At 37.0% G+C, this 24,979-nt stretch carries 19 protein-coding genes; 9 read left to right on the forward strand and 10 right to left on the reverse strand.

Translation table 11 applies throughout. The annotated features are described in order from the left end of the window. Positions 1-57: 57 nt before the first annotated feature. The gene (polA, locus tag ACZOVS_RS05060) at positions 58-2,835 is read right to left on the reverse strand and encodes a DNA polymerase I (protein WP_483996140.1); all 2,778 of its coding nucleotides are present in this window, start codon (positions 2,833-2,835) and stop codon (positions 58-60) included. A 264-nt stretch (positions 2,836-3,099) separates the two neighbouring features. Here polA and ACZOVS_RS05065 point away from each other — a divergent pair, with 264 nt between their 5' ends. From ACZOVS_RS05065 to ACZOVS_RS05080, 4 genes are read left to right on the forward strand one after another with little or no spacing between them, the layout of a single operon-like run. Then, positions 3,100-3,339: an acyl carrier protein gene (locus ACZOVS_RS05065; RefSeq protein WP_483996141.1), complete on the forward strand. Its 240-nt coding sequence runs from the start codon at positions 3,100-3,102 to the stop codon at positions 3,337-3,339. Positions 3,340-3,341: 2 nt separating this feature from the next. Continuing rightward, complete coding sequence (gene fabF, locus ACZOVS_RS05070; RefSeq protein WP_483996142.1) at positions 3,342-4,586, forward strand: beta-ketoacyl-ACP synthase II; 1,245 nt, start codon at positions 3,342-3,344, stop codon at positions 4,584-4,586. After that, a complete protein-coding gene (rnc, locus tag ACZOVS_RS05075) occupies positions 4,586-5,320 on the forward strand; it encodes a ribonuclease III (RefSeq protein WP_483996143.1) in 735 nt (244 codons plus the stop codon). Before fabF ends, rnc begins: the two co-directional genes overlap by 1 nt. Continuing rightward, positions 5,317-5,874 (forward strand): hypothetical protein, encoded by a 558-nt coding sequence (locus ACZOVS_RS05080; protein ID WP_483996144.1) that lies wholly within the window; start codon positions 5,317-5,319, stop codon positions 5,872-5,874. Before rnc ends, ACZOVS_RS05080 begins: the two co-directional genes overlap by 4 nt. A gap of 153 nt (positions 5,875-6,027) precedes the next feature. On the opposite strand, the gene pheS is transcribed toward ACZOVS_RS05080, so the two are convergent. The 6 genes from pheS to purH all read right to left on the reverse strand — a co-directional run bounded on the left by pheS (position 6,028) and on the right by purH (position 12,175). Continuing rightward, complete coding sequence (gene pheS / locus ACZOVS_RS05085) at positions 6,028-7,041, reverse strand: phenylalanine--tRNA ligase subunit alpha (protein WP_483996145.1); 1,014 nt, start codon at positions 7,039-7,041, stop codon at positions 6,028-6,030. A gap of 75 nt (positions 7,042-7,116) precedes the next feature. Beyond that, the gene (locus ACZOVS_RS05090) at positions 7,117-8,217 is read right to left on the reverse strand and encodes a redoxin domain-containing protein (protein WP_483996146.1); all 1,101 of its coding nucleotides are present in this window, start codon (positions 8,215-8,217) and stop codon (positions 7,117-7,119) included. 2 nt (positions 8,218-8,219) lie between these two features. After that, on the reverse strand, positions 8,220-8,747 hold the full coding sequence (locus ACZOVS_RS05095) for a hypothetical protein (RefSeq protein ID WP_483996147.1): 528 nt from the start codon (positions 8,745-8,747) through the stop codon (positions 8,220-8,222). Between the two features lie 5 nt (positions 8,748-8,752). Then, the gene (gene mreC / locus ACZOVS_RS05100; RefSeq protein WP_483996148.1) at positions 8,753-9,592 is read right to left on the reverse strand and encodes a rod shape-determining protein MreC; all 840 of its coding nucleotides are present in this window, start codon (positions 9,590-9,592) and stop codon (positions 8,753-8,755) included. 13 nt (positions 9,593-9,605) lie between these two features. Beyond that, on the reverse strand, positions 9,606-10,628 hold the full coding sequence (locus tag ACZOVS_RS05105; protein WP_483996149.1) for a rod shape-determining protein: 1,023 nt from the start codon (positions 10,626-10,628) through the stop codon (positions 9,606-9,608). Positions 10,629-10,642: 14 nt separating this feature from the next. Further along, on the reverse strand, positions 10,643-12,175 hold the full coding sequence (gene purH, locus ACZOVS_RS05110; RefSeq protein WP_483996161.1) for a bifunctional phosphoribosylaminoimidazolecarboxamide formyltransferase/IMP cyclohydrolase: 1,533 nt from the start codon (positions 12,173-12,175) through the stop codon (positions 10,643-10,645). A 250-nt stretch (positions 12,176-12,425) separates the two neighbouring features. Between purH and recJ the strand changes: the two genes are divergently transcribed. Beyond that, positions 12,426-14,219, forward strand: coding sequence for a single-stranded-DNA-specific exonuclease RecJ (recJ, locus tag ACZOVS_RS05115; protein WP_483996150.1), 1,794 nt, complete (start codon positions 12,426-12,428; stop codon positions 14,217-14,219). Here the strand turns inward: recJ and ACZOVS_RS05120 are convergent. Both ACZOVS_RS05120 and ACZOVS_RS05125 read right to left on the reverse strand, forming a co-directional pair. Then, the gene (locus ACZOVS_RS05120) at positions 14,208-14,864 is read right to left on the reverse strand and encodes a LysE family transporter (protein ID WP_483996151.1); all 657 of its coding nucleotides are present in this window, start codon (positions 14,862-14,864) and stop codon (positions 14,208-14,210) included. The genes recJ and ACZOVS_RS05120 overlap by 12 nt on opposite strands. Then, positions 14,861-16,405, reverse strand: coding sequence for a GH3 family acyl-acid amido synthetase (locus ACZOVS_RS05125; RefSeq protein WP_483996152.1), 1,545 nt, complete (start codon positions 16,403-16,405; stop codon positions 14,861-14,863). Before ACZOVS_RS05125 ends, ACZOVS_RS05120 begins: the two co-directional genes overlap by 4 nt. A 387-nt stretch (positions 16,406-16,792) precedes the next feature. On the opposite strand from ACZOVS_RS05125, the gene ACZOVS_RS05130 reads away from it, so the two are divergent. Then, a complete protein-coding gene (locus ACZOVS_RS05130) occupies positions 16,793-17,359 on the forward strand; it encodes a hypothetical protein (RefSeq protein ID WP_483996153.1) in 567 nt (188 codons plus the stop codon). On the opposite strand, the gene ACZOVS_RS05135 is transcribed toward ACZOVS_RS05130, so the two are convergent. Then, a complete protein-coding gene (locus ACZOVS_RS05135) occupies positions 17,360-19,951 on the reverse strand; it encodes a lamin tail domain-containing protein (protein WP_483996154.1) in 2,592 nt (863 codons plus the stop codon). It abuts the gene before it with no gap. A gap of 1,084 nt (positions 19,952-21,035) precedes the next feature. Here ACZOVS_RS05135 and ACZOVS_RS05140 point away from each other — a divergent pair. Genes ACZOVS_RS05140 through ACZOVS_RS05150 form a run of 3 tightly spaced genes read left to right on the forward strand, consistent with a single transcriptional unit; the run spans position 21,036 to position 24,735 of the window. Continuing rightward, a complete protein-coding gene (locus ACZOVS_RS05140) occupies positions 21,036-22,025 on the forward strand; it encodes an aspartate-semialdehyde dehydrogenase (protein ID WP_483996155.1) in 990 nt (329 codons plus the stop codon). Beyond that, complete coding sequence (locus tag ACZOVS_RS05145; protein ID WP_483996156.1) at positions 22,022-22,984, forward strand: bifunctional riboflavin kinase/FAD synthetase; 963 nt, start codon at positions 22,022-22,024, stop codon at positions 22,982-22,984. The genes ACZOVS_RS05140 and ACZOVS_RS05145 overlap by 4 nt, the downstream gene beginning before the upstream one ends. An 11-nt stretch (positions 22,985-22,995) precedes the next feature. Beyond that, positions 22,996-24,735 carry a dipeptidase gene (locus ACZOVS_RS05150; RefSeq protein ID WP_483996157.1) on the forward strand — a complete coding sequence of 580 codons (1,740 nt, stop codon included), beginning with the start codon at positions 22,996-22,998 and terminating at the stop codon, positions 24,733-24,735. Positions 24,736-24,979 lie beyond the last annotated feature (244 nt).

Here is a 24,979-nt window from a genome sequence, read left to right on the forward strand (position 1 = left end):
ATTGGTTAATAATAAATTAGCCCTGTCGAAAAAATTTTCGACAGGGCATTAAAGATTCTAATGAGCTTCAAGCCAGTTTTTTCCCACATTGATGTCAACGACGACAGGTATGCTGAGTTTCAAAGCATTCGTCATTTTATCCACTACTATGTTCTTTAACATATCCAACTCTCCGACACAAGCGTCAAAGACGAGTTCGTCGTGAACCTGAAGTATCATTTTAGACTTCATCTCGTGGGCTTTAAGTTCATTATAGATATCTATCATAGCTATTTTTATCATATCGGCCGAGCTGCCTTGTATAGGTGCATTGATGGCGTTACGCTCGGCAAAAGCCCGCACAGCACTGTTTGAGGCATTGATATCGCGCAAATAACGACGGCGTCCGAGCATGGTCTCCACATAACCATGTTGTTTTGCAAAGGCTATAGACTTGTCGATATATTCACGTATCCCGGCATATTCTTCAAAATACTTTTTGATGATAACGGATGCCTCGGACCGGGAGATGCCGAGACGTTCAGCAAGACCAAAAGCCGAGATGCCGTAAATTATGCCAAAATTGACCATCTTGGCATTACGACGCATTTCCTTTGTCACCTCATTCAAAGGAACATGATACACACGTGATGCAGTATCGGCATGAATATCAAGTTTATTAATAAATGCTTCCGTCATAGCCGGGTCACCACTGAGATGTGTTATAATACGCAACTCTATCTGCGAATAATCCGCTGCCAACAAAATATGATCGTCGTCACGCGGTACAAAAGCTCGTCGTATCTCTTTTCCTTTATCTGTCCTGACAGGTATATTCTGCAGATTGGGATTGGTGGAACTAAGACGTCCTGTCGCTGTAACAGCTTGATTGTAAGATGTATGTAACAAACCATCTTCCTTATTCACCATGGAAGGCAATGCATCTACATAAGTAGATTTCAACTTCGTCAAAGAACGGTATTCCAAAATAAGAGGCACTATTTCATGTTCGTGAATGATTTTCTGCAGTACCTCTTCTCCTGTAGGATATTGTCCGCTTTTTGTCTTTTTAGCCGGTGCCTTTATCGACAACTTTCCAAACAATACATCGCCGAGTTGCTTGGGGGAAGAGATGTTAAAATTAATACCTGCAAGTTCAAAAATATGATTCTCAATCTTTCCTATCTCCAAAGCCTGCTCCTCTCCTATATGTTTCAGATTTTCAATATCTATACGAACACCATTAGCTTCCATAGATGCAAGAACCGACACCAAAGGCATCTCTATCTCATAGAATAATCGCAATAACTCATTGTCCGTCAATATCGGAAGTAATTTTTTATACAATTGTAATGTAATATCGGCACATTCACCACTATAACGAAAGATATCATCAGTTGAATTAAACTGCAATTCGTAAGGTTTGTTTTTTCTAATGACATTATCTATATTAATAGGAGTATGACCAAGATATATTTCTGAAAGATAATCAAAATCATGTCTCTGTTCCGGCTCAATAAGATAATGTGCTATCATTGTATCGAATAACTTATTCTTTATCATGATATTATATCTATTCATGACTGATACTGCCGACTTTATGTTATATGAAACCAACAATTTTGATTCGTCGGAAAACACAGGAATAAACTGCTGAACCACATCTTTAAAAACAAAAGTATCATCAAAAAGCAGAACAAATGCCTTGCCGGATTCAATGGAAAATGACAATGCAAGTATTTTAGACGAATACAAATCATTGGAAGAAAGAAGCACATCTAAGGCGACAACAGAAGAAGAAGACAATAAAGACAATAATGATGACAAAGAAGACTTGTTATTAACAATTTGATAATCAGTGATATTTGGTTGAAATTCAACTGATTGTACTGAAGAAAACAAATCATTACTGAAGGTCATTGCATTATCCTGAATAGAAAAAAGGTCTTGTTGTTTCGGTGTTTCATTAGATGTTAAATTCAAGTCTTCTTTTATTCTTTTCATAAATGTTTTAAACTCAAGTTCCTCGAGTATAGGAGAGAGTTTCTTCCAATCAGGCTGTTGAAGCAACATCTCCTCAGGTTTAAAATCAATAGGGACATTCACGTCAATAGTAGCGAGAGCTTTGGACATAAGTCCTTGTTCGGCAAAATTAGTTACATTTTCGCGCAATTTACCTTTAAGTTCCGAGGCATGAGCTATGATATTTTCCATTGAGTCATATTCAGCCACAAGTTTGGAAGCAGTTTTCTCACCTATTCCCGGTATCCCGGGAATATTATCAGAGGCATCACCCCAAAGTCCAAGAATATCAATAAGTTGAGCAGGATATTTGATACCATATTTCTCGCATACATCACTAACGCCGAGTACTTTGGCAGGTTCTCCGAATTTGGCTGGTTTATAAATAAAGATATTGTCGGATACAAGTTGACCAAAATCTTTGTCCGGAGTCATCATATAAGTAGTAAAACCTTGTTTTTCAGCTAATTTGGCAAGAGTACCTATCACATCGTCAGCTTCGTAACCCTCCACGGCATAAATAGGAATATTAAAAGCAGAGATAATATTTTTTATATAAGGTATAGATGCTCTGATATCATCCGGCATTTCTTCCCTATTAGCCTTATAATCGACAAAACTCTCGGAACGCATGGAAGGACCTGTATCGAAGGCAACAGCGATATGAGTAGGATGTTGAGTCTTAATGACTTCATACAAAGTATTAAGAAAACCCATAATAGCAGAAGTATTCATACCTTTTGAGTTGATACGCGGATTTTTATTTAAAGCAAAAAAAGCTCTATAAATCAAAGCATACGCATCTAACAAGAAAAGTTTCTTATTGTTATTCATAATAAAAATAATAAAATTGTATGGTCGTAAAAGTAAAGAAAAAACGGTAAAACGACAAAAAAAGTTTTAAAAAATATGTTTTAAAATGATTTATGAGAAATTATAACGCAAAAGCCTGTTTTTTATTATCATTGATTATCAAAAGTTTATTATAATTATGGTTAAATTTTGGAAAAAATAATAGCGACTTTAAAATAAAAGTTATACCTTTGTCGAAGTTTTTACTTTAGTGGATAGAAGTATTATTAACAAAAATTTGGAAACATGTCAGAAATTAAAGAAAAAGTTGTGTCAATCATCGTTGACAAATTGGGAGTAGATGCAGCTGATGTTACTCCGGAAAAAAGTTTTACAAACGATTTAGGAGCCGATTCACTCGACACTGTTGAATTAATCATGGAATTTGAGAAAGAATTCAATGTTTCTATTCCAGATGATCAAACAGAGAAGATTAGCACAGTAGGTGATGCAATCAAGTATATTGAAGAAAATTACAAAGCCTAACCATGGACGTAAAACGTGTAGTGGTAACCGGAATAGGAGCATTAACCCCTATAGGGAACAATGTACCTCAATATTGGGAGTCGTTGTGCTCAGGAGTTAACGGAGCGGCTACCATTACGCGTTTTGATATCAGTAAATTCAAAACCAACATTGCCTGCGAAGTCAAAAATTTTGATCCATTCAATTATTTTGACAAAAAAGAAGTAAAAAAATTAGATTTATATGCACAATATGGCATTGTTGCTGCTGATGAAGCCATCACCGATGCCGGAATAAACAAAAATAACACCAATTACGATGAAGTAGGCGTTATTTTCAGTTCAGGAATAGGCGGCATTACCAGTTTCTTTGAAGAAGTCAAGTCTCATTGTGAAGGTGATGGTGTTCCTCGATTCAGTCCTTTTATAATTCCTAAATTGCTTCCTGACATCACAGCCGGACATATCTCTATAAAATACGGATTCAGAGGTCCTAACTTTGCTATTGTGTCTGCATGTGCATCATCGGCAAATTCCATAATAGAAGGATTTCATTACATACAATACGGCAAATTTCCTGTCATGATAGTTGGCGGTGCAGAATCTGCTATTTGCCCTATAGGAATAGGCAGTTTTGAAGCCATGAGAGCTATATCGCCAAGAAAAGACGACACGGCATCAAGACCTTTCGATGCCGAACGTGACGGTTTTGTCATGGGAGAAGGAGCAGGATGCCTTGTACTTGAAGACCTGGGCCATGCTACGGCAAGAGGTGCCAAAATTTATGGAGAAATAATAGGTTGCGGCTGTTCTGCCGATGCCTATCATATCACAGCACCTCATAACGAAGGATACGGCGCATACCTCTGTATGATGAGAGCCTTACAAGATGGTGGCATAAAACCAAATATGATTGACCATATCAATACACATGGCACATCAACACCTTCAGGCGACATTTCGGAAGTCCTTGCCATAATGAAAACTTTCGGAGATCATTCCTATAAAATATCAATAAATGCAGGTAAATCCATGACGGGACATCTTCTCGGAGGAGCCGGCGCCATAGAAGCAATCTCTACAGTGTTGGCAGTAAAAAACGACGTAGTTCCTCCGACAATAAATCACTTTAAAGATGATGACAACATAGATCCAAAACTGGATTTCACCTTTTGGAAAGCAAAAAAAAGGACCGTCAATTATGCTTTAAGCAATGCTTTCGGTTTCGGTGGACACGATGCAAGTATTTTATTTAAAAAATTCGTCTGATGATTACTTTGCTTCGTTATCACAATGGATCCGATAAAGCTTTAGCGAAATTCATACACAACATTTTCGGTTTTTACCCTAAAAACATTTCACTATTTCAATTAGCATTTACACATAAGTCTATAGCCAACAAAACATTAAGTGGCTTGACCATAAGTAATGAACGTCTTGAATATTTAGGTGATGCCATACTTAGTGCCATAGTAGCTGAATTCCTTTTCAAGAAGTTCCCTACAAAACAAGAAGGTTTTCTTACCGAAATGCGTTCTCGTATAGTCAGCCGTTCATCATTAAATAAACTTTCTCAAAAGTTCGGTTTTGAGAAAATGATAAATTACGTAAAACCAAACGACTGCCATTCCAAAATGCGCTCAATAGGAGGCAACGCTTTCGAGGCTTTCACAGGAGCTCTTTTCCTCGACAGAGGTTATGATTTTACATATAAAGTACTTGTTGACAGAGTGATACGTCTTCACGTGGATATTGAAAACCTTGAAAAAAACGATAACAATTTCAAAAGCCGTCTTCTTGAATGGGCACAAAAAGAAAAACACCATGTTGACTTCCGACAACTTGGTTGTAAAGGCGACGGATATGATAAATTGTATGTCATTCAAGTATTTATCGATGAAAAAGAATTTGGCACCGCATCAGATTATTCTATTAAAGGCGCTGAGCAACTTGCTGCCGAAAAAACATGGCATATTATGAATCCTCAAAATGAGGTGTCATGAAAAAAAAATCAAACATATATACATTATATTCTAAAGAATCGTATTCCGATATTACAGTCATAGTCATAAACACATCATTATATGACTATCAAATTGCATATTATATCAACAAATTGCTGAATGTCAGACTATGCAGAAAAGACAACATTTTATTCGACAAAAATTATTATCCTTATTACCTTTATTTTACAGATAAAAATAACACCATATTTTCCCTCATGTCCATGACAAGTTATGATGACAAAACCAAAATACCTCTCAAGTTGCCATTTGACTTTTTATTTGTCATTAAAAACATTGATTATCTTAATATCGATTACATTTTGAAAGTATTACGAGAGATCCCTCAAGTAACATTCGTCTATAAACTCGATAACAAAGATACCTTGACATTAGAATTATTAAACAATATAGAGTTAAAAGAGTGTTTTATAATGTCAGGCAAAAAATATGGAGATGATAAAATTGAGATAGATTATGATGATGAAGATAATTATAATGATGATGAAGATAATGATGATTTGTTTAAATTTATTGTTGTAAAAAAACAGTAATGGTTATTTTTGAGGAAACGAGTTTATTACAGTATCACTATATATTAGTATCATTTCATTTTCCTACATTATAATATCCCAATCTTTAACATAAAAGTGGAAAGACAAATCTTTCAATCTGCCTATCCACTTTACGATAACAACAAATTAATATTAAAACTGTTGAAATTGCTGAAGGAAACGAACATCGTTTTCAAAATACAAGCGCAGGTCGTTTACTTGATATTTCAGCATAGCGGCACGTTCGACGCCCATACCGAAAGCATAACCCATATATTCATCAGGGTCAATGTCACATGCTTTTAAGATGTTGGGATCGCACATCCCGCAGCCAAGTATCTCGAGCCAACCGGTATGTTTACATATATTGCAACCTTTTCCACCACAAATGTTGCATGATATATCCATTTCAGCAGACGTCTCGGTAAACGGGAAATAAGAAGGACGAAAACGCACCTTGGTATCTTTACCAAAAAATTCTTGTACAAAATGATACAGCACTTGTTTAAGGTCGGCAAAAGAGACCTGTTTATCAATATAAAGACCTTCTATCTGATGAAAGATACAGTGTGCACGTGCAGAAATTGCCTCATTACGGAACACTCTACCGGGAGCTATGATACGAATTGGCGGTTTCTCCTTCTCCATTGCTCTTACCTGAATACTTGAAGTATGAGTCCTAAGCAGCACATCCGGATTCTTTGTCACGAAAAAAGTATCCTGCATATCGCGAGCCGGGTGATCCGGAGGAAAATTCAATGCTGAGAAGACATGAAAATCATCTTCTATCTCAGGACCCTCACAGATAACAAAACCAAGTCTCTCGAAGATACCATTAATCTCTTCACTCACTAAAGAAAGAGGATGACGTGAGCCATTCATAAAATCCACAGGCAAGGTAAGGTCTTGCTCACAACTGCTATCAATTTGATTATCAAGGTTTCTCTGTTGTTCATCAAAGATATTCTGTGCTTTGTTTTTCAATTCATTAAGCAACATGCCTATCTCCTTGCGCATCTCCGGAGCCACCTGTTTAAAGTCGGCAAACAACCCGGGAATAATGCCTTTCTTACTTAAAAACTTGATACGATAGTCTTCCAAAGCCTCTTTTGTCTCAGCGTGAAAAGCAGTGACTTCTTTCAATATCTCGGCAATTTTTTCTTTCATCTTACAACATTCAATTATCTTACAAAGATATAAAAAATTACACTTCAACAAATATCAATAAAAAATTACTGTCTATCATTTATTCAACAGTTCATTTACTTTATCAACGAGGTCGTCGCCTCTAAGATTCTTAGCCACAATGATACCATTACTGTCAAGCAGCACATTACTCGGTATAGAGTTTACCCCATATAATTTAGAAGCCTCATTGTTCCATCCCTGAAGGTCGGAAAGATGTTTCCACGTAAGGTTGTCATCTTCAATAGCCTTAATCCAACTTTCTTTGTTTTGGTCAAGAGAAACACCGAGTACATCGAAACCTTGTTCATGATATTTATTATATGTCTCTACCACATGAGGATTCTCTGCACGACAGGGACCACACCAAGAAGCCCAAAAATCTACAAGCAACAATTTGGATTTTCCGACAAGTTCTGAAAGAGAAACCATATTGCCATCAACATCGGTCATAGTAAAATCGACATATTTATTACCTATTGCTACACGTTGAAGCACCTCTATTTTATCATTAATCTTATCCAAGAAATAAGATTTTGTTTCTTTATCAACATCCTTAACAAAATCCTTCAAATCATCCAATTCAAACATATAACTGTTTCTGAACAATACATAATGAGCAACCACATTATTGGAATTTCTTTTGAGGAAATCTTTCATATACTCATATTGTTTTTCATTGATAGAATCATATTCCTTTTCATATTTTTCCATCAATGTTTCATCAAGCTGTTCCGAAGCATTTCTATAAAGATTATAAACATCCTCCATTTCACTGTCAAATTCATTCATGACACTATTAAATTCAGTGTATAAATCATTTAACAATGAGCCGGTAATCTCTGCATCATAAAGGTTTTTCAAATCAGCATCGACAGTAATGTCATTATTATCAGGAAACAACATCACATTATTTCTATTATCTTTCACTGACAAGAAATAAGAGGCATTTTGTTCACCTTTAACAACATTAAAAACGACCATACCGTTTTCCACAATTGCAGAGTCTATTGCAATGGGGTTTTCTCCCTCATATTTATAAAGATAGACCATTTTATCATCAGCATTTTTCAAGTTCACCTTAACACTGTTTGTGTTATTTGAACAAGACACAAGGCCTGCAACAGCCAATAATACTATTAAAAATCTCTTTTTCATATTTATTTATTTAATGTTAAGTTACTTTTCGGAATAAAAATAAGCATTATCAACAATATCAGTGCTACTGAAGACAATGTACTTAACAATGTCTGTAACAATATTATATTCAACAGTTTAAATGAGAATGCCTCAAGCATAAAATACACAAGGTTATAAACGCACAACAGAATAGAAGAATATGTAAAAAACCATGTAAAGCCCATTTCAACAAGTGAAGGGTTATATTTTTCTTCCAAATCTGATTTTCTTGTCATGATAACGATAACAAAATGGCGCACATAAGAAGTAGCGACGGCTGCCGCGGCATTAAGTCCCGGAGTGCCGGAAAAAAAGTCTATTATCATGCCCATACCAAAAGCAGCGAGCATAACCTGCCACCGTTGAGCATTATACGGCATCAACAGGATGAACAAAATATAAACAACAGGATGAATATAATAGCCAAGACGTATATTATCCACAATAAACAACTGAAACAGTATCAGTGCAACAAAACGCATTATATCGGCAAAAAGTTTATTATACATGGCTATCAGTGTATTTTTAACGAATCCAATTCCTGTTTAAAGTTATTTTTCACGATATAAACATTGCGCAAAGTGCTGAAATTAGTGAAAAAACGAATCCTTGCCCTTGTAAAATCTTCATTATCAGAAGGCAAGATATTTTCTACCTCTCCTATCATTACATCAGGAGGATAGGAACCGGAAAAACCGCTTGTCAACAAAGTATCACCCTTATTGATAACAAGATGCGAAGGTATATCTTCAACAACGCCGAAACGATAATCCATATTGTCCCATTTGACATTAGCAAGGTGCTTATTATCTTTAAACATAGCACTTACCACAGTATATGGATTCAGAACACTTATCACAGAAGAATAATTTCTACTCACATTAGACACGGTACCTACTATACCGTGATCAGAAATGACACCCATATCTATTTCTATACCATCCTTGCTGCCTTTATCAAGGAGAATATAATTATGGATGTTATAGATGTCATTGTCAATAACGTGAGCCGGAATAAAACAATAAAAAGAATTTCGTGACAACGAGTCCGACAGTTGCATGCCATTTCCCAATACTGTAGTTACAGAATCATTGGCCATATTGGCAGCACTCAACATATTCATAAGCATGGCATTAGTGGTAGAAAGTCTGTCGTTTTCCTCTTTAAGATGAAAATAAGCATTACACTGAGACGTAAGTTCAAACAATTTACCGGACATTTCATTCGACACATTGACCATTTTACGTTTATGATATGGTTGACTATTGACTATCATAATAATAGACAACACCTCCAATATCACGAACAATAAGATAGGGTTATATCTTTTTAAAAACTTAAGAATATTGAACATTATGCCATCGAGACTACTTGATCAAGAATGGAAACTTATCGAAATTCTTAAGGGCGATACCTGTACCGCGTGCCACTGCGCGAAGAGGGTCTTCCGCCACATGTATTGGCAGTTGTGTTTTTGAATGAAGACGTTTGTCGAGACCTCTCAACAAAGCGCCACCACCTGTAAGATAAATACCTGTACGATAAATATCGGCAGAAAGTTCCGGTGGTGTTTGTTCAAGTGTACTAAGCACTGCTGCTTCTATTTTGGATATGCTTTTATCAAGACAATGAGCTATTTCGGAATAGTTTACTTTTATCTCCTTAGGGATGCCCGTCAACATATCGCGACCATGCACTGCATATTCATCCGGTGGATTATCGAGTTCTGTCAAAGCGGCACCCACCTCTATTTTTATGAGTTCAGCAGTACGTTCACCTACATTGATATTATGTTGTTTACGCATATACTCCACTATCTCGTCGGTGAAGTCATCGCCGGCAATACGTATAGATTTGTTTGTCACTATACCGCCGAGTGCTATTACAGCTATCTCACTTGTACCACCACCTATATCGACAATCATATTGCCCATAGGTTCGAGAACGTCAATACCAATACCGATAGCAGCAGCCATAGGTTCATGGATAAGACGCACTTCTTTGGCACCTGCTTGTTCTGCGGAATCCTTAACAGCACGTTCCTCCACCTCTGTAATGCCGGAAGGAATACATATTACCATTTTAAGTGCCGGAGGGAAGATGGAATTATGAAAATTAATCATTTTTATCATCTCTCTGAGCATATATTCAGCCGCTTGGAAATCGGCAATGACACCATCACGCAAAGGCCTGATAGTCTTGATATTTTCGTGTGTCTTTCCATGCATCATCATAGCTCTTTTTCCTACAGCCATGATTTGCTGCGTATCGCGATGGATAGCGACTATCGAAGGTTCATCGACTACTACTTTATCATTATAAATGATAATAGTATTAGCAGTCCCCAAATCAATAGCCAACTCTTTATTAAAAATTGAGAACAGACCCATATTAAATAATTATTTTAATGTTTAAAATGACGATATCCGGTAAACACCATTGCGATATCATGTTCGTTGCAAAAATCTATGGACTCTTTATCACGTATAGAGCCACCGGGCTGAATGACAACATTTATGCCTTCCTTATAAGCTAAACTTATGCAATCTGAAAATGGGAAAAAGGCATCTGAAGCCATCACTGCATTCTTTAAATCGAAGTTAAAACTTTTAGCCTTGTCGATAGCCTGTTTTAAGGAATCTACACGAGATGTCTGACCAATGCCAGAAGCTAACAACTGTTTGTTTTTTGCCAATACTATGGCATTAGAACGGCTGTGTTTTACAATCTTATTTGCAAAAATAATGTCTTCAATATCATTTTTATCATCTATTGTTTTTACTGTCACAGCCTTAAAGTCTTCCTGTGACTCCACATGCAAATCACGGTCCTGAACAAGTATTCCATTAAGTGAGGATTTCATCAATTTCGATGGAAACTTTGAAGATTTAAGTTTCAGGACTATCCTGTTGACTTTAGAAAACAAAAAATCGAGAGCTTTTTCCTCATAATCCGGAGCTACTATCACCTCGAAGAATATTTTGCTGATAGCCTCAGCAGTTTGTGCATCTACAGGTCTGTTGCATACAAAGACACCACCGAAAGCCGACACCGGGTCGCCGCTTAAAGCATCCTGATATGCTTCATAAACAGTAGGACGAGAAGCTATGCCACAAGGATTATTATGTTTTAAAATGGCGAAAGTAGGCTCATCAAATTCATTGATAAGATTTATACCGGCATCGAGGTCGAGCAAGTTGTTGTATGACAAATCTTTACCATGTAACTTGTCGAACACCTCATTCAAATCGCCATAGAAGGCTGCTTTTTGATGAGGATTTTCTCCATAACGCAACTGTTGGTGTTTCTCAATATGAATATTAAGAGCCTTGTCATCGCAATTTCTTGAAAACCAATCATAAATCATACCATCGTAATAAGAACTCGTTGCGAAGGCATATTTGGCGAATCTCTGTCTGTCTTCTAAGGAAGTACAACCATTTTGTTGTTGGTAAATATCGATAAATTCGCCATAATACTTCGAAGACGGGACAATAAGAACGTCTTTAAAATTTTTTGCTCCGGCTCTTATCAAAGAAATACCGCCAATATCTATTTTTTCTATTATCTCGGATTCAACGACAGTATTTTTCACTGTTTCTTCAAAAGGATAGAGGTCAACTATGACGAGATCGAAAGGAGGAATTTCATAATGTTGCATCTCATTGATATCATTCGGGTTATCCATACGACCGAGTATGCCGCCAAACACCTTGGGGTGTAATGTCTTGACACGACCACCCAATATTGAAGGATATCCCGTTAACGATTCTATTGATTTTACACTGTCATCGATTTTTTTGACAAAGTCAAAAGTTCCCCCTGTAGCATAGATTTGCACTTCATTTTGTTTGAGCAATGCTACAATCTTATCAAGGTCAGTTTTATAATATACTGAAATTAAACAATTTACAATTTTTTTCAATGGACTATTAATTTAAGAATTTAATTCTGCAATTTTAACAAAATTCCGTTAACCTGTCAAGGTTTGACTCGTGTTTTTTTATATTTTTTAAACACGAAAAAAGAAAAAATCTTCTCATAAAACTATCAAAACGAAAGTAGAAATTACAAAAACACTTTTAAAATACTGTAAAAGAATAATTTAGTATTATTTTTCTCAATGTGCAAAAAAATATGGATTTTTATTCAAAATTTTGTATTTTTACAAGTTAAAAATTGAAAGAGTGGAAACGCGCTGGCTTATAGCAAAAGATGTTGATAAACAAGTTGTTAAAGATTTGTCTGATGTATTAGGCATAGACAATAATCTTGCGACTTTGCTTGTACAACGCGGTATTACCTCATTTGAAAAAGCGAAAAATTTTTTCAGACCGTCATTATCACATCTTCATGACCCTTTCCTGATGAAAGATATGGACAAAGCTGTAAGTCGTATCAAAAAAGCAATAGACAATAATGAGAAAATACTCATTTATGGTGATTACGACGTTGACGGTACAACGGCAGTAGCATTGATATACACATATTTAAAAAATTTCTGTAATAAGAAAAAAATTGCATTTTACATACCGGATCGATATGAAGAAGGGTATGGCATATCTTATAAAGGTATTGACTATGCTGCTGACAACGGGTTTCAATTAGTGATAGTGTTGGATTGTGGCATTAAGGCTGTCGAAAGAATTGAATACGCCAACAGTCGCAACGTGGATTTCATAATTTGTGATCATCATCGTCCCGGAGATAAAATACCTGATGCTGTTGCAGTATTAGATTCAAAACGTATCGACTGTCAATATCCATATAAAGAATTATCCGGTTGCGGCGTAGGATTCAAATTAGTTACTGCCTTAGCAAAGAGTATGGGAAGACCTATAGAAGAGACATACGAGTTATTGGATTTGGTAGCTATAAGCATTGCTGCCGACATTGTACCGATAACCGGAGAAAATCGAGTCCTCGCCTACTATGGTCTTCGTTTATTGAACAGTAATCCACGTCCGGGCATAGAGGCTGTACTGCAACATGCCAACATACACCGACGCAACGAATTGTCTTCAGAAGACATGGAAGAGAATTGCGTACTTGAAAGAGAACTGACTATAAGTGACTTGGTATTTCTCATCGGACCTCGCATCAATGCGGCAGGACGTATTGAAAAGGCAAGCGACTCGGTGCGGCTGCTTCTCGCTAACAACAAAGAACATGCCAACAAATTAGCCGACTCCATCAACGACCTCAATGCCAAACGGCGTGAATTTGACAACAAGATCACTGAAGAAGCACTCAAGATGATTGAATCCGACGAGACATTAAAAAATGCCAAAAGCACGGTTATCTTCAATGAGAACTGGCATAAAGGCGTCATTGGCATTGTCGCTTCACGTCTTACCGATACTTACTACAGACCTACCATAGTGTTGACACGTTCCAACAACCTCATCACCGGGTCAGCCCGTTCTATCAAGAATTTCGATATCTATGATGCAATAGACGACTGTTCCGATTTGCTTGAACATTTCGGCGGTCACAAATATGCTGCCGGATTGTCGCTCAAACCGGAAAACCTTCAGGCCTTCTCGGAACGCTTTGAGAAATATGTTTCGGAACATATCAATGATGAAGAACTCGTCCCGGAACTCAATGTTGACATTAAGATAGACTTCCGTGACATAAACCCAAAATTTGTACGCATCCTAAAACAGTTCGCACCTTTCGGTCCCGGCAATCCTTCACCGGTGTTTCTTACCACAAACGTCATAGATACAGGTTATTCACGTGCCGTAGGAAATCATAAACATCTTAAATTATGTGTAAAACAATACGGTTATGAAGAACAATGTTTTTCTGGTATTGCTTTCCAAAAAGGAGAACTTTTCAACAGAATTCATTCATTAGAACCTTTTGCCATCTGTTATTACATAGAAGAGAATTTTTGGCAGGGTAAGACGTCATTGCAACTCAATGTGAAAGATATTAAATTCGACGGTTTTACAGACCTCTCATCAGAAAAATAAGACTTTTATTATCAGCACTATACCACATAGTCCTATAATCAATCCTATTATTTTGTTTAATACAGTCATCATCTTTTCTGTAAAAAATTTCTTCAATGAATATGCGCCGGCGGCTTTCAATATATCAAATATTATCACAGTACCGAAAACACCTATGAAAAACTTCACCAAACAATAAATATTACCATTATATTGTCCCGAAGCAGTGGCAACACATGTCATCCAAAATATCCAGACGAAAGGATTGAAGATATTCATGACAAAGCCCTTGCCTACATAAATATACCATTTGGGGGACTTGTATTTTTTCTCTAACTCATTGATACTTTCGTTAGTAGATTCAGATCTCTTAACAATATTACTTGGTGACAAGTTATAAGTAAAAATGCCAAAAATTATAAGTATGATACCGGCACTGATACCGGCATAAACCATACGCTTATCATTATTCAAATGTACTTGTATAGAACTCATCAACATAAGAGCGACAATCATGACATCATTAAGCACTATACCCAAATCAAGAAGAAGAGCGGATTTGAATCCTCTGTTGATACTTGTCTGTATCAAAGAAAAGAAACCTGGACCGAAACCGAACACCAAAGCGAGGGTAAGACCCATCAAAACACCTTTTAATATAATCATTGCTTTGTATAATTAGAGATAAAAGCAACCCATTCATCATAACGAGCACCTTTCAACACACGTGGAAACTTGGTGGCACCTCCTATTTTGCCCATTTTTTCCATGAAATCATAAAACACATGCGTAGGCAAGACATCTATAAACAACTCATTAATGGATTCCATACGTTCCACTCTATAGTCATCGTTAATACGTTTCAGATGCTCATCTATCATATTCAATATTTTATCTTTATCTACAGGTTCATCGCAACCGATATACCAATGATGGGCAAATCTATTCTCATAGTGTATTCCTGCAACAGTAAACTCATTGATATCCAATTTCATAACATTAGAAACATGATCTATTGCCTGATTCATATTATCTTGTGAGAGATGTTCACCAACAAGACTAAGGAAATGCTTTGTGCGACCTTTTATCATTATCTCGCACCGTTGTTTATTGACAAACTCTATCACATCGCCAATCATATAACGCCATGAGCCGGCATTGGTAGAGACAAGAATGGCATATCCGACTTTTTCTTCTACCTCATTTATAGTCAATGTTTTACAATCTCGTTTTATATTACCTTCGCTATCGAAATTATTATCATCAAATGGAACGAACTCATAATATATGCCATTATCCATTATCAGTTGCATGATACGTTTGTTAAGATCTATTTGATAAGCTATATAACCTTCCGAGGCAAGATAACTCTCGCTATATACAACAGGTTTGCCAAAGAGTTTTTTAAAACTGTTTTCATAAGGACCAAAAGCCACTCCGCTATGAACATAGGCCGCAAGAGATGGCCATAAATCATGTATAGTATTCAAATTATATTCTTTGACAATACGTTCGAGAAGAATTTGAACCCAGGCAGGAACGCCGACAATAACTCCAATATCCCATTTGGGAGCGTTTTTCACCATCTCATTAAGTTTGTCATTCCAATCTACAGTCTTCGATATTTTACGTCCTGGTTTATAAAAATATTGAAACCAAAACGGAAGATTGGCAGCAGAAATACCGGACAAATCTCCTGAATAGTATGTTCCGTTATACTGAAGATGTGTACTGCCTCCTATCATCAATATACCTTTATCCCAAAAATCAGGAGGAAAATCATAACGTGTGGCACAAATCAATTGTCTGATACTCGCTCTCTTAATAGATCTAAGCATATTATTGGTGACAGGGATAAACTTGCTCGATGCCTCCGAAGTGCCGGAACTAAGGGCAAAATATTTTACGACTCCCGGCCATGTGACATTGGCTTCACCATTAAGTTCTCTAAACCACCATTCCCTGTACATGCTATTGTAATCATGAACAGGAACATTTGTTCTGAAAGCATCAAAAAGACTGTCAGAATTCAAAATGGCATCGAAATTATAATAAGTACCAAAAGCAGTGAGAGAAGCTTTTCTCAGCAATCTTTTTAATTCTTTCTCCTGAGCATTTATTGGGTCCAAACGTTTCTGTTTGAACTCAATAGGAATACTTCCAACCGTATAAACCGTCTTTACTATAGAACCGAAAATATTAGCCATACGCACAAATATTTGAAAAGCAAAATTAAAACTTTTTTTTAATGTCATTCCTTTTCTGTTTCACTTTTGTCCAATGATTAATTACAATAAATCCATACTATATATAAACATTTGATAATCATTTCATTTTTAAAACAAATAATAACTATCAAATCCATTCATTGAAAGATTATATCAGAATGAATACAAGGAAAAACAATACGTCTGCATAATATTTTTTATTTATGAATTCATGAGAAATATGATTGCAAAATCAAAACTTAACAAAATTTAAAACGCCAAAAACAAAATGTGGACAACTTATTTCCCAAATTTATTGTTTATTCAATCAGCAAGTCGATTTTTTATGTATCTTTGTCCTAAATTATAAATCTAAAAAACAAACAAATGAGACGTATCAGTATTATTTTAACAGTGTTGTGTTGTTTAATAGGGTTTACAACCAATGCACAAGTATTTTCAAAAGGAGATATCGTACTTAACGGAACCATTGGTTTTGGAAGCTTGACCAATTATTCCATAGGTCTTCCACCAATTGCAATTTCCGGTGAATATTGTATTGTTGACAACCTGTTTGACGCCAACAGTGCAATAGGAGTAGGTGCTTATGTTGGAGTTGGCAGATATAAACACGTACATTGGAATGATTATGATGTCAAAATAAAAGATCTTTATACTCGTTGGGTTTTCGGTGCAAGAGGTTTGTTTCATTACAACTTCGTTGACAATTTAGATACATACGCCGGGTTAATGCTTGGAGTGTATTCAAATTCTGAAAAGAAGACTTACACAGACAATACAAATACTGTCAAAACAAACAAATACACATCTGCTGCATTTGCTTATTCATTATTCATAGGCGCACGGTATTACTTCACACCAAATTTCGGTGTTGTTGCTGAAGCAGGATATGGTCTGACATTTTTCTCGTTAGGCGTTACATATAAATTGTAATCATTTTGTTGCGATGACGACTGCATTTTTATATCTTCTCACCTCGCCACTCATGTTGAACAACTCAGTGAGAATTATATAAATGCCCGGAGAGACACGATTTCTATCATCATCGAGTCCGTCCCAGAAAAATGAAGCTTCAGACGATATCATAACATTGTCGGAAAGTTTTCTTACATGTCGTCCGTATGAATCCAGGATATTTATCTTTAATGTACAGCCGGTATCTTTCACTGTCAAAAAGATACCGGCTGTTTCATCATAACCATCACCATCGGGAGAAAAAATCTCCGGTTCAACAGTAACAACATTCGTTTCTGTAATATCCTGTGTCATGACAGAATTACGATAACCCGGTGTACCATAATTTACATTGAAAGCAGCAGAATGCCAATTATCTATATCCAAAGAACCTTTATCAAAAGATATACGTTCCAAAGACACCCCTTTGGTGACTGCAAGTAAGGGATAGTGCATCTTGTCGTTATAACGCATGACATCTATCATACTCCCGTCAGATGCCATCAACAAGACAGTACCACTGTCGTTGTTGTAAGAAGGAAAACGTTTCATATCCAGAAAGTTGTCTGTTCCGGTATTATATTGTTCTCCAACAATACGTCCATTTTGCGACAGCAAAAGATATTCACAAGGCAACAACGGACGTCGTTCAGAGCATAATTCCACCAGTGTAGTATCAGGAGGATTAGGAAAGGACATCTTAACGGAACCAAGTCTTAACCTGTTAATATCCAATATCTTATCAGAATTATTATATAATTCCACGTAATCAACTCCCGGTTCAACGGGATTAAACAAAACTTCATTAATCAAAACATCTCCCGGTTCAACATCTTGTGTCATTCCAAAAGAAATCACGCAATCTTCAGATAGAGGCACCCCACTGCAATTCACTATATTTTTTAAAACGAGATGATATATCATACCTGTTTCGAGAGGTTGTTCAAGAATCAACTCGACATAATTGTTTTTGGCAGGCAACAACAGACAGGAAACAGGATTCGTCTTCAATTCATCTATATAATAATTCTCAGTATCGGAAAGTGTGACCCCATCCATTTTATGTGTGAAATAGACTTCTACAATATTGTCATACAACACATTGACATAATCCACACGAGGCTCCAATATATTAGATTCATCAACAGAATTCAGCATACAGGGTGTTCCTCCTCGTTTATCATGACTTTCCTGCCAATTCTCACGTCCGGCGCATGGATGCAAAGGGTCAATCTGTTCCAAAGCCCAGCCACCTTCTGCCTTGTCGGAATCTCTATACCAACTAATGTCGAAAGTCACAGAAGAAATAACATTGTAATTATCATCCAACAGCACCACATTGGTACCACCGTTCGCAATTTGGAAACCTGATAATCCGCAACATTGCCCGTATTGCGACATCTCTTCAACAGCATTTTCATGACACAAAAGCACATAATTATACGGTTCTATCACTATGCCATTCAAAATCTTGTGTTCTGTAGCCCCAACAACTAAAGTCCAGCCTGATATGTTCAGCGGCAATACGGTAGTATTATACAACTCCAAATATTCCCAATGCAATTCCACAGAAGGCTCAGGGTCAGCCATTATCTCGTTAATCACCACGTCATTCTCGGTGTTACGATGTATCACAAAACTACAATGCAAGTCAAATGCGGTATTACCTTCAACATCCGACACCTTTTTTATTGTCAATTCATATAATACATCATTCTGGAAGGCATTGCCAAAAGAAAGACATATAATGGAACAGTCTTCACATAATATTACACTATCCGGATATCCAAAGTCAGAGACGAGATAATTGGTAACGTCCAAAGAGGAAGAAGCGTCGAGACATTCGTTGAACGCGAGGGAAACATTATGATTGTCAATGACGTTGGCTGAGACGAGGACGGGAGGTTCGGTATCCATGACAGGTTCGCCGATATATAGGTCATCGAAAAAAAATTTTTTTGCATTGCTTGCCGTATAAGTCGCTACCAATCCAAAATATCCGACAGGAAGAAAAGAGTTGTCAATACCTTGTGTCTCAAGATGATAAGTTCCACTACCCGTTTTGTCCACCATCACCTCCCAACGCCCGTCGGGATAACGACGTATCTTAAAGTACGCTGTAAAAGAAGAGGAAATGAAAGTATCTGTTCCACGACAAATGCTGCTTGTTTCGCCATTCTCCAATTTCATCAAATCCACTACATCATCGCTTCCCGCCTCCCCCAAGCGCAAAAAATATGCCTGTTTTGCCATAACAAGTTCCGAATTGTCGGAACCCAAAAAGACATCACAAAAATTTTTGGAAGAAGGTGCGAATTTCTCGCTAATCATAAAACGCCATTCCAAAGTATCGCTCGGCATGTACGACACCGACAACCATGCCACACCGGCTACTTTGCCATTGGTCTGTAATTGATATTTGTCATTGACAATAAAAACAGAATCAGTGCCATGCCATGAAGGATTATCGGTAAAGTCGCCATCGCTGAAATCATCGACAGTCTGTCCGTATATTTGAATCGTCTTAAATACAATACATAACGACAACAAACAAATAAAGTAAGTTTTCATAAATATTTCGATTTGGGTTATCAAATTACAAATGATACAAATTTTGTATTCAAGCATGTAAAAATACTGTAAATCACTTTAATAATTTGTTTTTTAACTTTATTTAACTTTCAAGCGATACATAATATTTTTATTAGCATAAAAGGACATTATTTGTTAAAAAATCATTACTGCAAGTAAAATATTTATGTTCTTTATAATATCTTGATAATCAAACTTATATGCTTATAAACCAAGATGAGGGTTTGTATTATATCTTGATAACCAATTTATTATAATTTTTGCAAATCAAATGGTATTTTTCATGCAGAGTCAGCACTATTTGACGTCTCAATAAAATGTTGACAATATGATATTTCGTGTATCATGCGTTTATCTTTTATAAGATTGCATATAACGTTTTTAACGAACAAAAACGATTTCTCAAACTTTTACAGAACAGCCATGAAAAAAACATGGATTTTCATCCGTTTTTTAAGGCATATTCTGTTCCCATATCATTTTTTTCAGTCAACATACTATTTGTCTGAACTATAAAAAAGGATACATTTAGGATACATAATTATAATTTTAGGATACATTCAGGATACATTTACTTGTTTTTTCAACATTTCATCCTTAAAATAAAAATAAAATGAAACATGACAGCAAGCACTGTATTTTTATAAATTGTCGAACCAGAAAACATCTTTGTCAGGTAAGATTTTACTTATATCTTATCTTAATTTAACTAAAAAATGACATTGTAAATAACGTCAATCCTGATTCTTATACTTCTTGATTTTTCATGAAATTACAAAAAAATCGATTATTCATAATTCAAAATCGAATTGCAAGACATTTGACTTTTGGAGTAACCATTTTAAATTATCAGACACGTAATATTTTTTATGATTCCACATAGAATATTATAATGAGAAATTACAGAAAAAACCAAAAACAACCATCTTGTAAGAATTTTACGAGCTAATCAAATATATTACTGAATTTGTCGTAACTTTGCTAACGGAAATCTATCTGTACAAGACAGCAATATTTTGTATATATATCTGTTAATAAATTGATTATATAAACAATTTAAAAAATGAAGATTGCAGTAATAGGAGCGACTGGATTAGTAGGACAAAAGATGTTACGAGTGTTGGAAGAGCAAGGCATTAATGCCGACAGGCTCATCGTCGCTGCATCTAAGCGTTCCATTGGCAAAAAAGTACATTTCAAAGGAGATGCCATCAGTCTCGTCTCTGTAGAAGAAGCCATTGACAACAAGCCTGACATTGCCATTTTTTCAGCCGGTGCTGAAGCATCATTGCTTTATGCACCTGTATTTGCAGCCAAGGGCACCTTTGTAATAGACAACAGCTCGGCATGGCGCAGAGACAACGACATTCCGCTTGTAGTGCCGGAAATAAATGCTGACGACATCAATGCCGACACCCGTATCATTGCAAATCCCAACTGTTCGACAATAGCTCTCGTTATGGCTTTGGCTCCATTGCACAGACGTTATGGCATACGCCGTACTGTGGTATCAACATATCAGTCTGTCAGCGGCAGCGGTATGAAAGGATTGGAACAGTTACACTGCGAGCAAAGAGGCGAACATTATGACAACCCTGCCTATCCTCATCAAATACATGAAAATGTCATTCCTCAAGGCGGGTCTTTTTTAGATAACGGATATACGACTGAAGAAGATAAACTAATTTTCGAAACAAACAAGATATTGCATTCCGACATTGCCGTAACAGCAACAGTGGTGAGAGTTCCTGTTTACGGAGGACATTCCGAATCCGTCAACATAGAGTTTGAGCAGCCATATGACCTTGAAGACGCCATTGCGACATTAAAAGCCATGCCCGGCATTGTTATTTGCGACGACCCGACAGAATGTCTTTATCCTATGCCTGTCACAGCTTATGACAAAGATGAAGTCTTCGTCGGCAGAATAAGACGCGATTTCAGCACAGAAAACGGTCTGAATCTTTGGTTATGCTCCGACAACATCAGGAAAGGCGCTGCCACCAATGCCGTACAAATTGCAAAATACATAATAGACAAATCATTAGTATGAAAGTCTTTAATAACATCTTAGAATATAAGAAAGTACCCAAAGCCATAGTAACAATAGGCACCTTTGACGGTGTACACAGAGGTCATCAAGCCATCTTGAAAAGCATGGTAAAAATGGCAAAAGAAACAGGAGGCGAGAGTGTAGTCGTGACATTCTACCCTCACCCTCGGCAAGTCCTTAATATCGACAGTTCGCATCTACGTTTCATCAACACTCAGGAAGACAAAATAAAACTTATTGAAAAAACTGGTATAGACAATTTGATAATCATCAACTTTACCAAAGAGTTTTCACGCACCTTATCTGAGGATTTCATCTTGAATTATATAGTAAAACGAATAGAACCCGTAAAAATCATCATAGGATATGACCATCATTTTGGGAAAAACCGTATGGGAGATTTCAGCATGTTGTTTGAATTAGGGCTTCAGTATCATTTCAAAGTAGAAAGAATACCGGCCCAGGATGTTGACAATATCGCCATCAGTTCCACCAAGATACGGCATTCCTTGCAACAGGGAGACATAAGACTTGCCAACAAACTGTTAGGTTACGAGTATTCTTATTCCGGCACAGTAATACACGGAGCAGAAGTCGGTCATATTTTAGGCTACAAGACAGCTAATCTTGAGTTGAAACAGGAATATTTCATGATAGAAGAACCGGGTGTTTTTGCTGCATACGCCGATTTCGACGACATGACATATCCTGCCATGGTATATACCGGTCAGCGTCCCACTCTTGATGACAACCGCCCCAAAAGTCTCGAAGCTCATATCATCAACTACGAAGGCGACCTTTACGGTAAAAACATACGCCTGCGTTTTATAGATAAGATACGTGATGAACACAAATTCAACAATTTACAAGAATTAGAACAACAGATTGAGACGGATGAAAAAAAAATCAGGGAAGTCCTTGAAGCATACGAAAAGAATAATAATCAGTTTAACAAATAAATAATAAAAAAATGAAGAAGATTCTTACATTAGTATTAGTAATGATGTGTCTTATTCCCATGACACGAGTAAAAGCCTGCACGAACTTCCTTATTACGAAGGGAGCCTCTACAGACGGCAGCACCATGATTTCTTATGCCGCTGATTCTCATGTACTTTATGGAGAGTTGTATTATTTTCCTGCTGCTGACCATCCGGAAGGTGCCATGCGTGACATCTACGACTGGGACAGCGGCAAGTATCTCGGACAGATACCGGAAGTTCCTCATACTTACAACGTAGTGGGCAACATGAACGAATGGCAACTCGCCATTGGTGAAACAACATACGGCGGACTTCCCAACATGGGCAACGAAGGCGGGCTCATGGACTATGGCTCATTGATATATATTACATTACAACGCTGCAAGACAGCGCGTGAAGCTATTAAAAACATTGCCGAACTGACTTCATTATACGGTTATCCGAGCGATGGAGAATCCTTCTCCATAGCAGACCCGGAAGAGGTGTGGATCATGGAACTTATAGGCAAAGGCAAAGAAAAAGGTATAGTCTGGGTTGCACGTCGTATCCCGGACGGTTATGTCAGCGGTCATGCCAACCAGGCACGTATTACTACTTTCCCGCTCGCAAAGAAAAACAAGACAAGCGTTACTTCCAAGAATATGAATAAATTCTTGAAAGACAAGAATATAGATTGTATCTATGCCGATGATGTCATTTCTTTTGCAAAGAAAAACAACTTATATGTCGGTCCTGATGAGTTATTCTCATTCTCCGATGTTTATAATCCTGTCACCTTCAGCGGAGCAAGAGCCTGCGACATACGTGTCTGGGCAATGTTCAACAGTGTCACCGACGGCATGGAACAATATTGGGATTATGCTACAGGACGCGATATAAAACGCAGCAAACCATATATTGAAGGACAGCCTCAGACTCCCGAGACTTTCCCAACAAACAGAATGCCATTATGGGTGAAACCTACCGAGAAAGTCAGTGTTCTCGACATGATGAGATTCATGCGCGACCATCTTGAAGGCACAGAACTCGACATGTCATTAGACCTCGGTGCCGGTCCTTTCCACTGCCCCTATCGTTGGAGACCCATGGATTTTGAAGTCGATGGCGTTGAATACGTACACGAACGCACCACTGCCACTCAACAGACAGGATTTTCTTTCATATCACAAAGCCGCTCCAATACCATACCCCAACTTGGAGGCATATTGTGGTTCGGCGTTGACGATGCAGCAAGTACGGTATATTGCCCCATGTACACCTGCATGACAGAAATACCGTTATGCTACAGACAAGGCAACGGTTCCATAATGGAGTATTCCGATACTGCAGGATTCTGGATCTTCAATCAGGTGTCCAACTTCGCCTATACCAAATATAACTATATTCATCCTGAGATTGAGAAACTTCAGAGCGAATATGAAACAAAATGGGTGGAACAAGTCAAAGATATAGATGCTAAAGCAGCTTCTCTGTATGAGAACAATCCTCGGGAAGCAGTGGCATATCTCACACGTTTCTCCAATCTCGAAGCCGACAGCCTCGTAGCCAACTGGAAAATGTTTTATCAGTATCTCTTTGTAAAATATATGGACGGCAACATAAAGACCGCAAGGGAAGTGCCTGAAAACTATAAATATTATGCTCCGGAAGTAATACAACCCAAATACAGCGATGACTTCTACAGAGCCATTATAGAACAAACAGGCGACAAATTGAAAGTTTATTGATATTTATTATATCGACAAAAAATGGTGCGTCGATAAATGATTTGCTACCCAAAAAGTAATACAAATTAAACATTATCAAATTATAAAAAGAGTTCGGTATTTTACCGGACTTTTTTCTTTTAACCGGACTTTAATTTCGAACCGATACTGTCCCAAAAAGTGTGTAAAATTCAAAGTTTAATATTTTTGTAGTAGATAAATTTAAAAAAAAACAAAACATGAATTTTACACAGGAGCAAAGATA

The organism is Candidatus Limimorpha avicola, assembly GCF_056978975.1.

Bases quoted from the DNA above. Each gene is read 5' to 3' on its own strand.
- polA (WP_483996140.1), bottom strand. From the start codon at position 2,835: ATGAATAACAATAAGAAACTTTTCTTGTTAGATGCGTATGCTTTGATT.
- ACZOVS_RS05065 (WP_483996141.1), top strand. From the start codon at position 3,100: ATGTCAGAAATTAAAGAAAAAGTTGTGTCAATCATCGTTGACAAATTG.
- fabF (WP_483996142.1), top strand. From the start codon at position 3,342: ATGGACGTAAAACGTGTAGTGGTAACCGGAATAGGAGCATTAACCCCT.
- rnc (WP_483996143.1), top strand. From the start codon at position 4,586: ATGATTACTTTGCTTCGTTATCACAATGGATCCGATAAAGCTTTAGCG.
- ACZOVS_RS05080 (WP_483996144.1), top strand. From the start codon at position 5,317: ATGAAAAAAAAATCAAACATATATACATTATATTCTAAAGAATCGTAT.
- pheS (WP_483996145.1), bottom strand. From the start codon at position 7,041: ATGAAAGAAAAAATTGCCGAGATATTGAAAGAAGTCACTGCTTTTCAC.
- ACZOVS_RS05090 (WP_483996146.1), bottom strand. From the start codon at position 8,217: ATGAAAAAGAGATTTTTAATAGTATTATTGGCTGTTGCAGGCCTTGTG.
- ACZOVS_RS05095 (WP_483996147.1), bottom strand. From the start codon at position 8,747: ATGTATAATAAACTTTTTGCCGATATAATGCGTTTTGTTGCACTGATA.
- mreC (WP_483996148.1), bottom strand. From the start codon at position 9,592: ATGTTCAATATTCTTAAGTTTTTAAAAAGATATAACCCTATCTTATTG.
- ACZOVS_RS05105 (WP_483996149.1), bottom strand. From the start codon at position 10,628: ATGGGTCTGTTCTCAATTTTTAATAAAGAGTTGGCTATTGATTTGGGG.
- ACZOVS_RS05120 (WP_483996151.1), bottom strand. From the start codon at position 14,864: ATGATTATATTAAAAGGTGTTTTGATGGGTCTTACCCTCGCTTTGGTG.
- ACZOVS_RS05125 (WP_483996152.1), bottom strand. From the start codon at position 16,405: ATGGCTAATATTTTCGGTTCTATAGTAAAGACGGTTTATACGGTTGGA.
- ACZOVS_RS05130 (WP_483996153.1), top strand. From the start codon at position 16,793: ATGAGACGTATCAGTATTATTTTAACAGTGTTGTGTTGTTTAATAGGG.
- ACZOVS_RS05135 (WP_483996154.1), bottom strand. From the start codon at position 19,951: ATGAAAACTTACTTTATTTGTTTGTTGTCGTTATGTATTGTATTTAAG.
- ACZOVS_RS05140 (WP_483996155.1), top strand. From the start codon at position 21,036: ATGAAGATTGCAGTAATAGGAGCGACTGGATTAGTAGGACAAAAGATG.
- ACZOVS_RS05145 (WP_483996156.1), top strand. From the start codon at position 22,022: ATGAAAGTCTTTAATAACATCTTAGAATATAAGAAAGTACCCAAAGCC.
- ACZOVS_RS05150 (WP_483996157.1), top strand. From the start codon at position 22,996: ATGAAGAAGATTCTTACATTAGTATTAGTAATGATGTGTCTTATTCCC.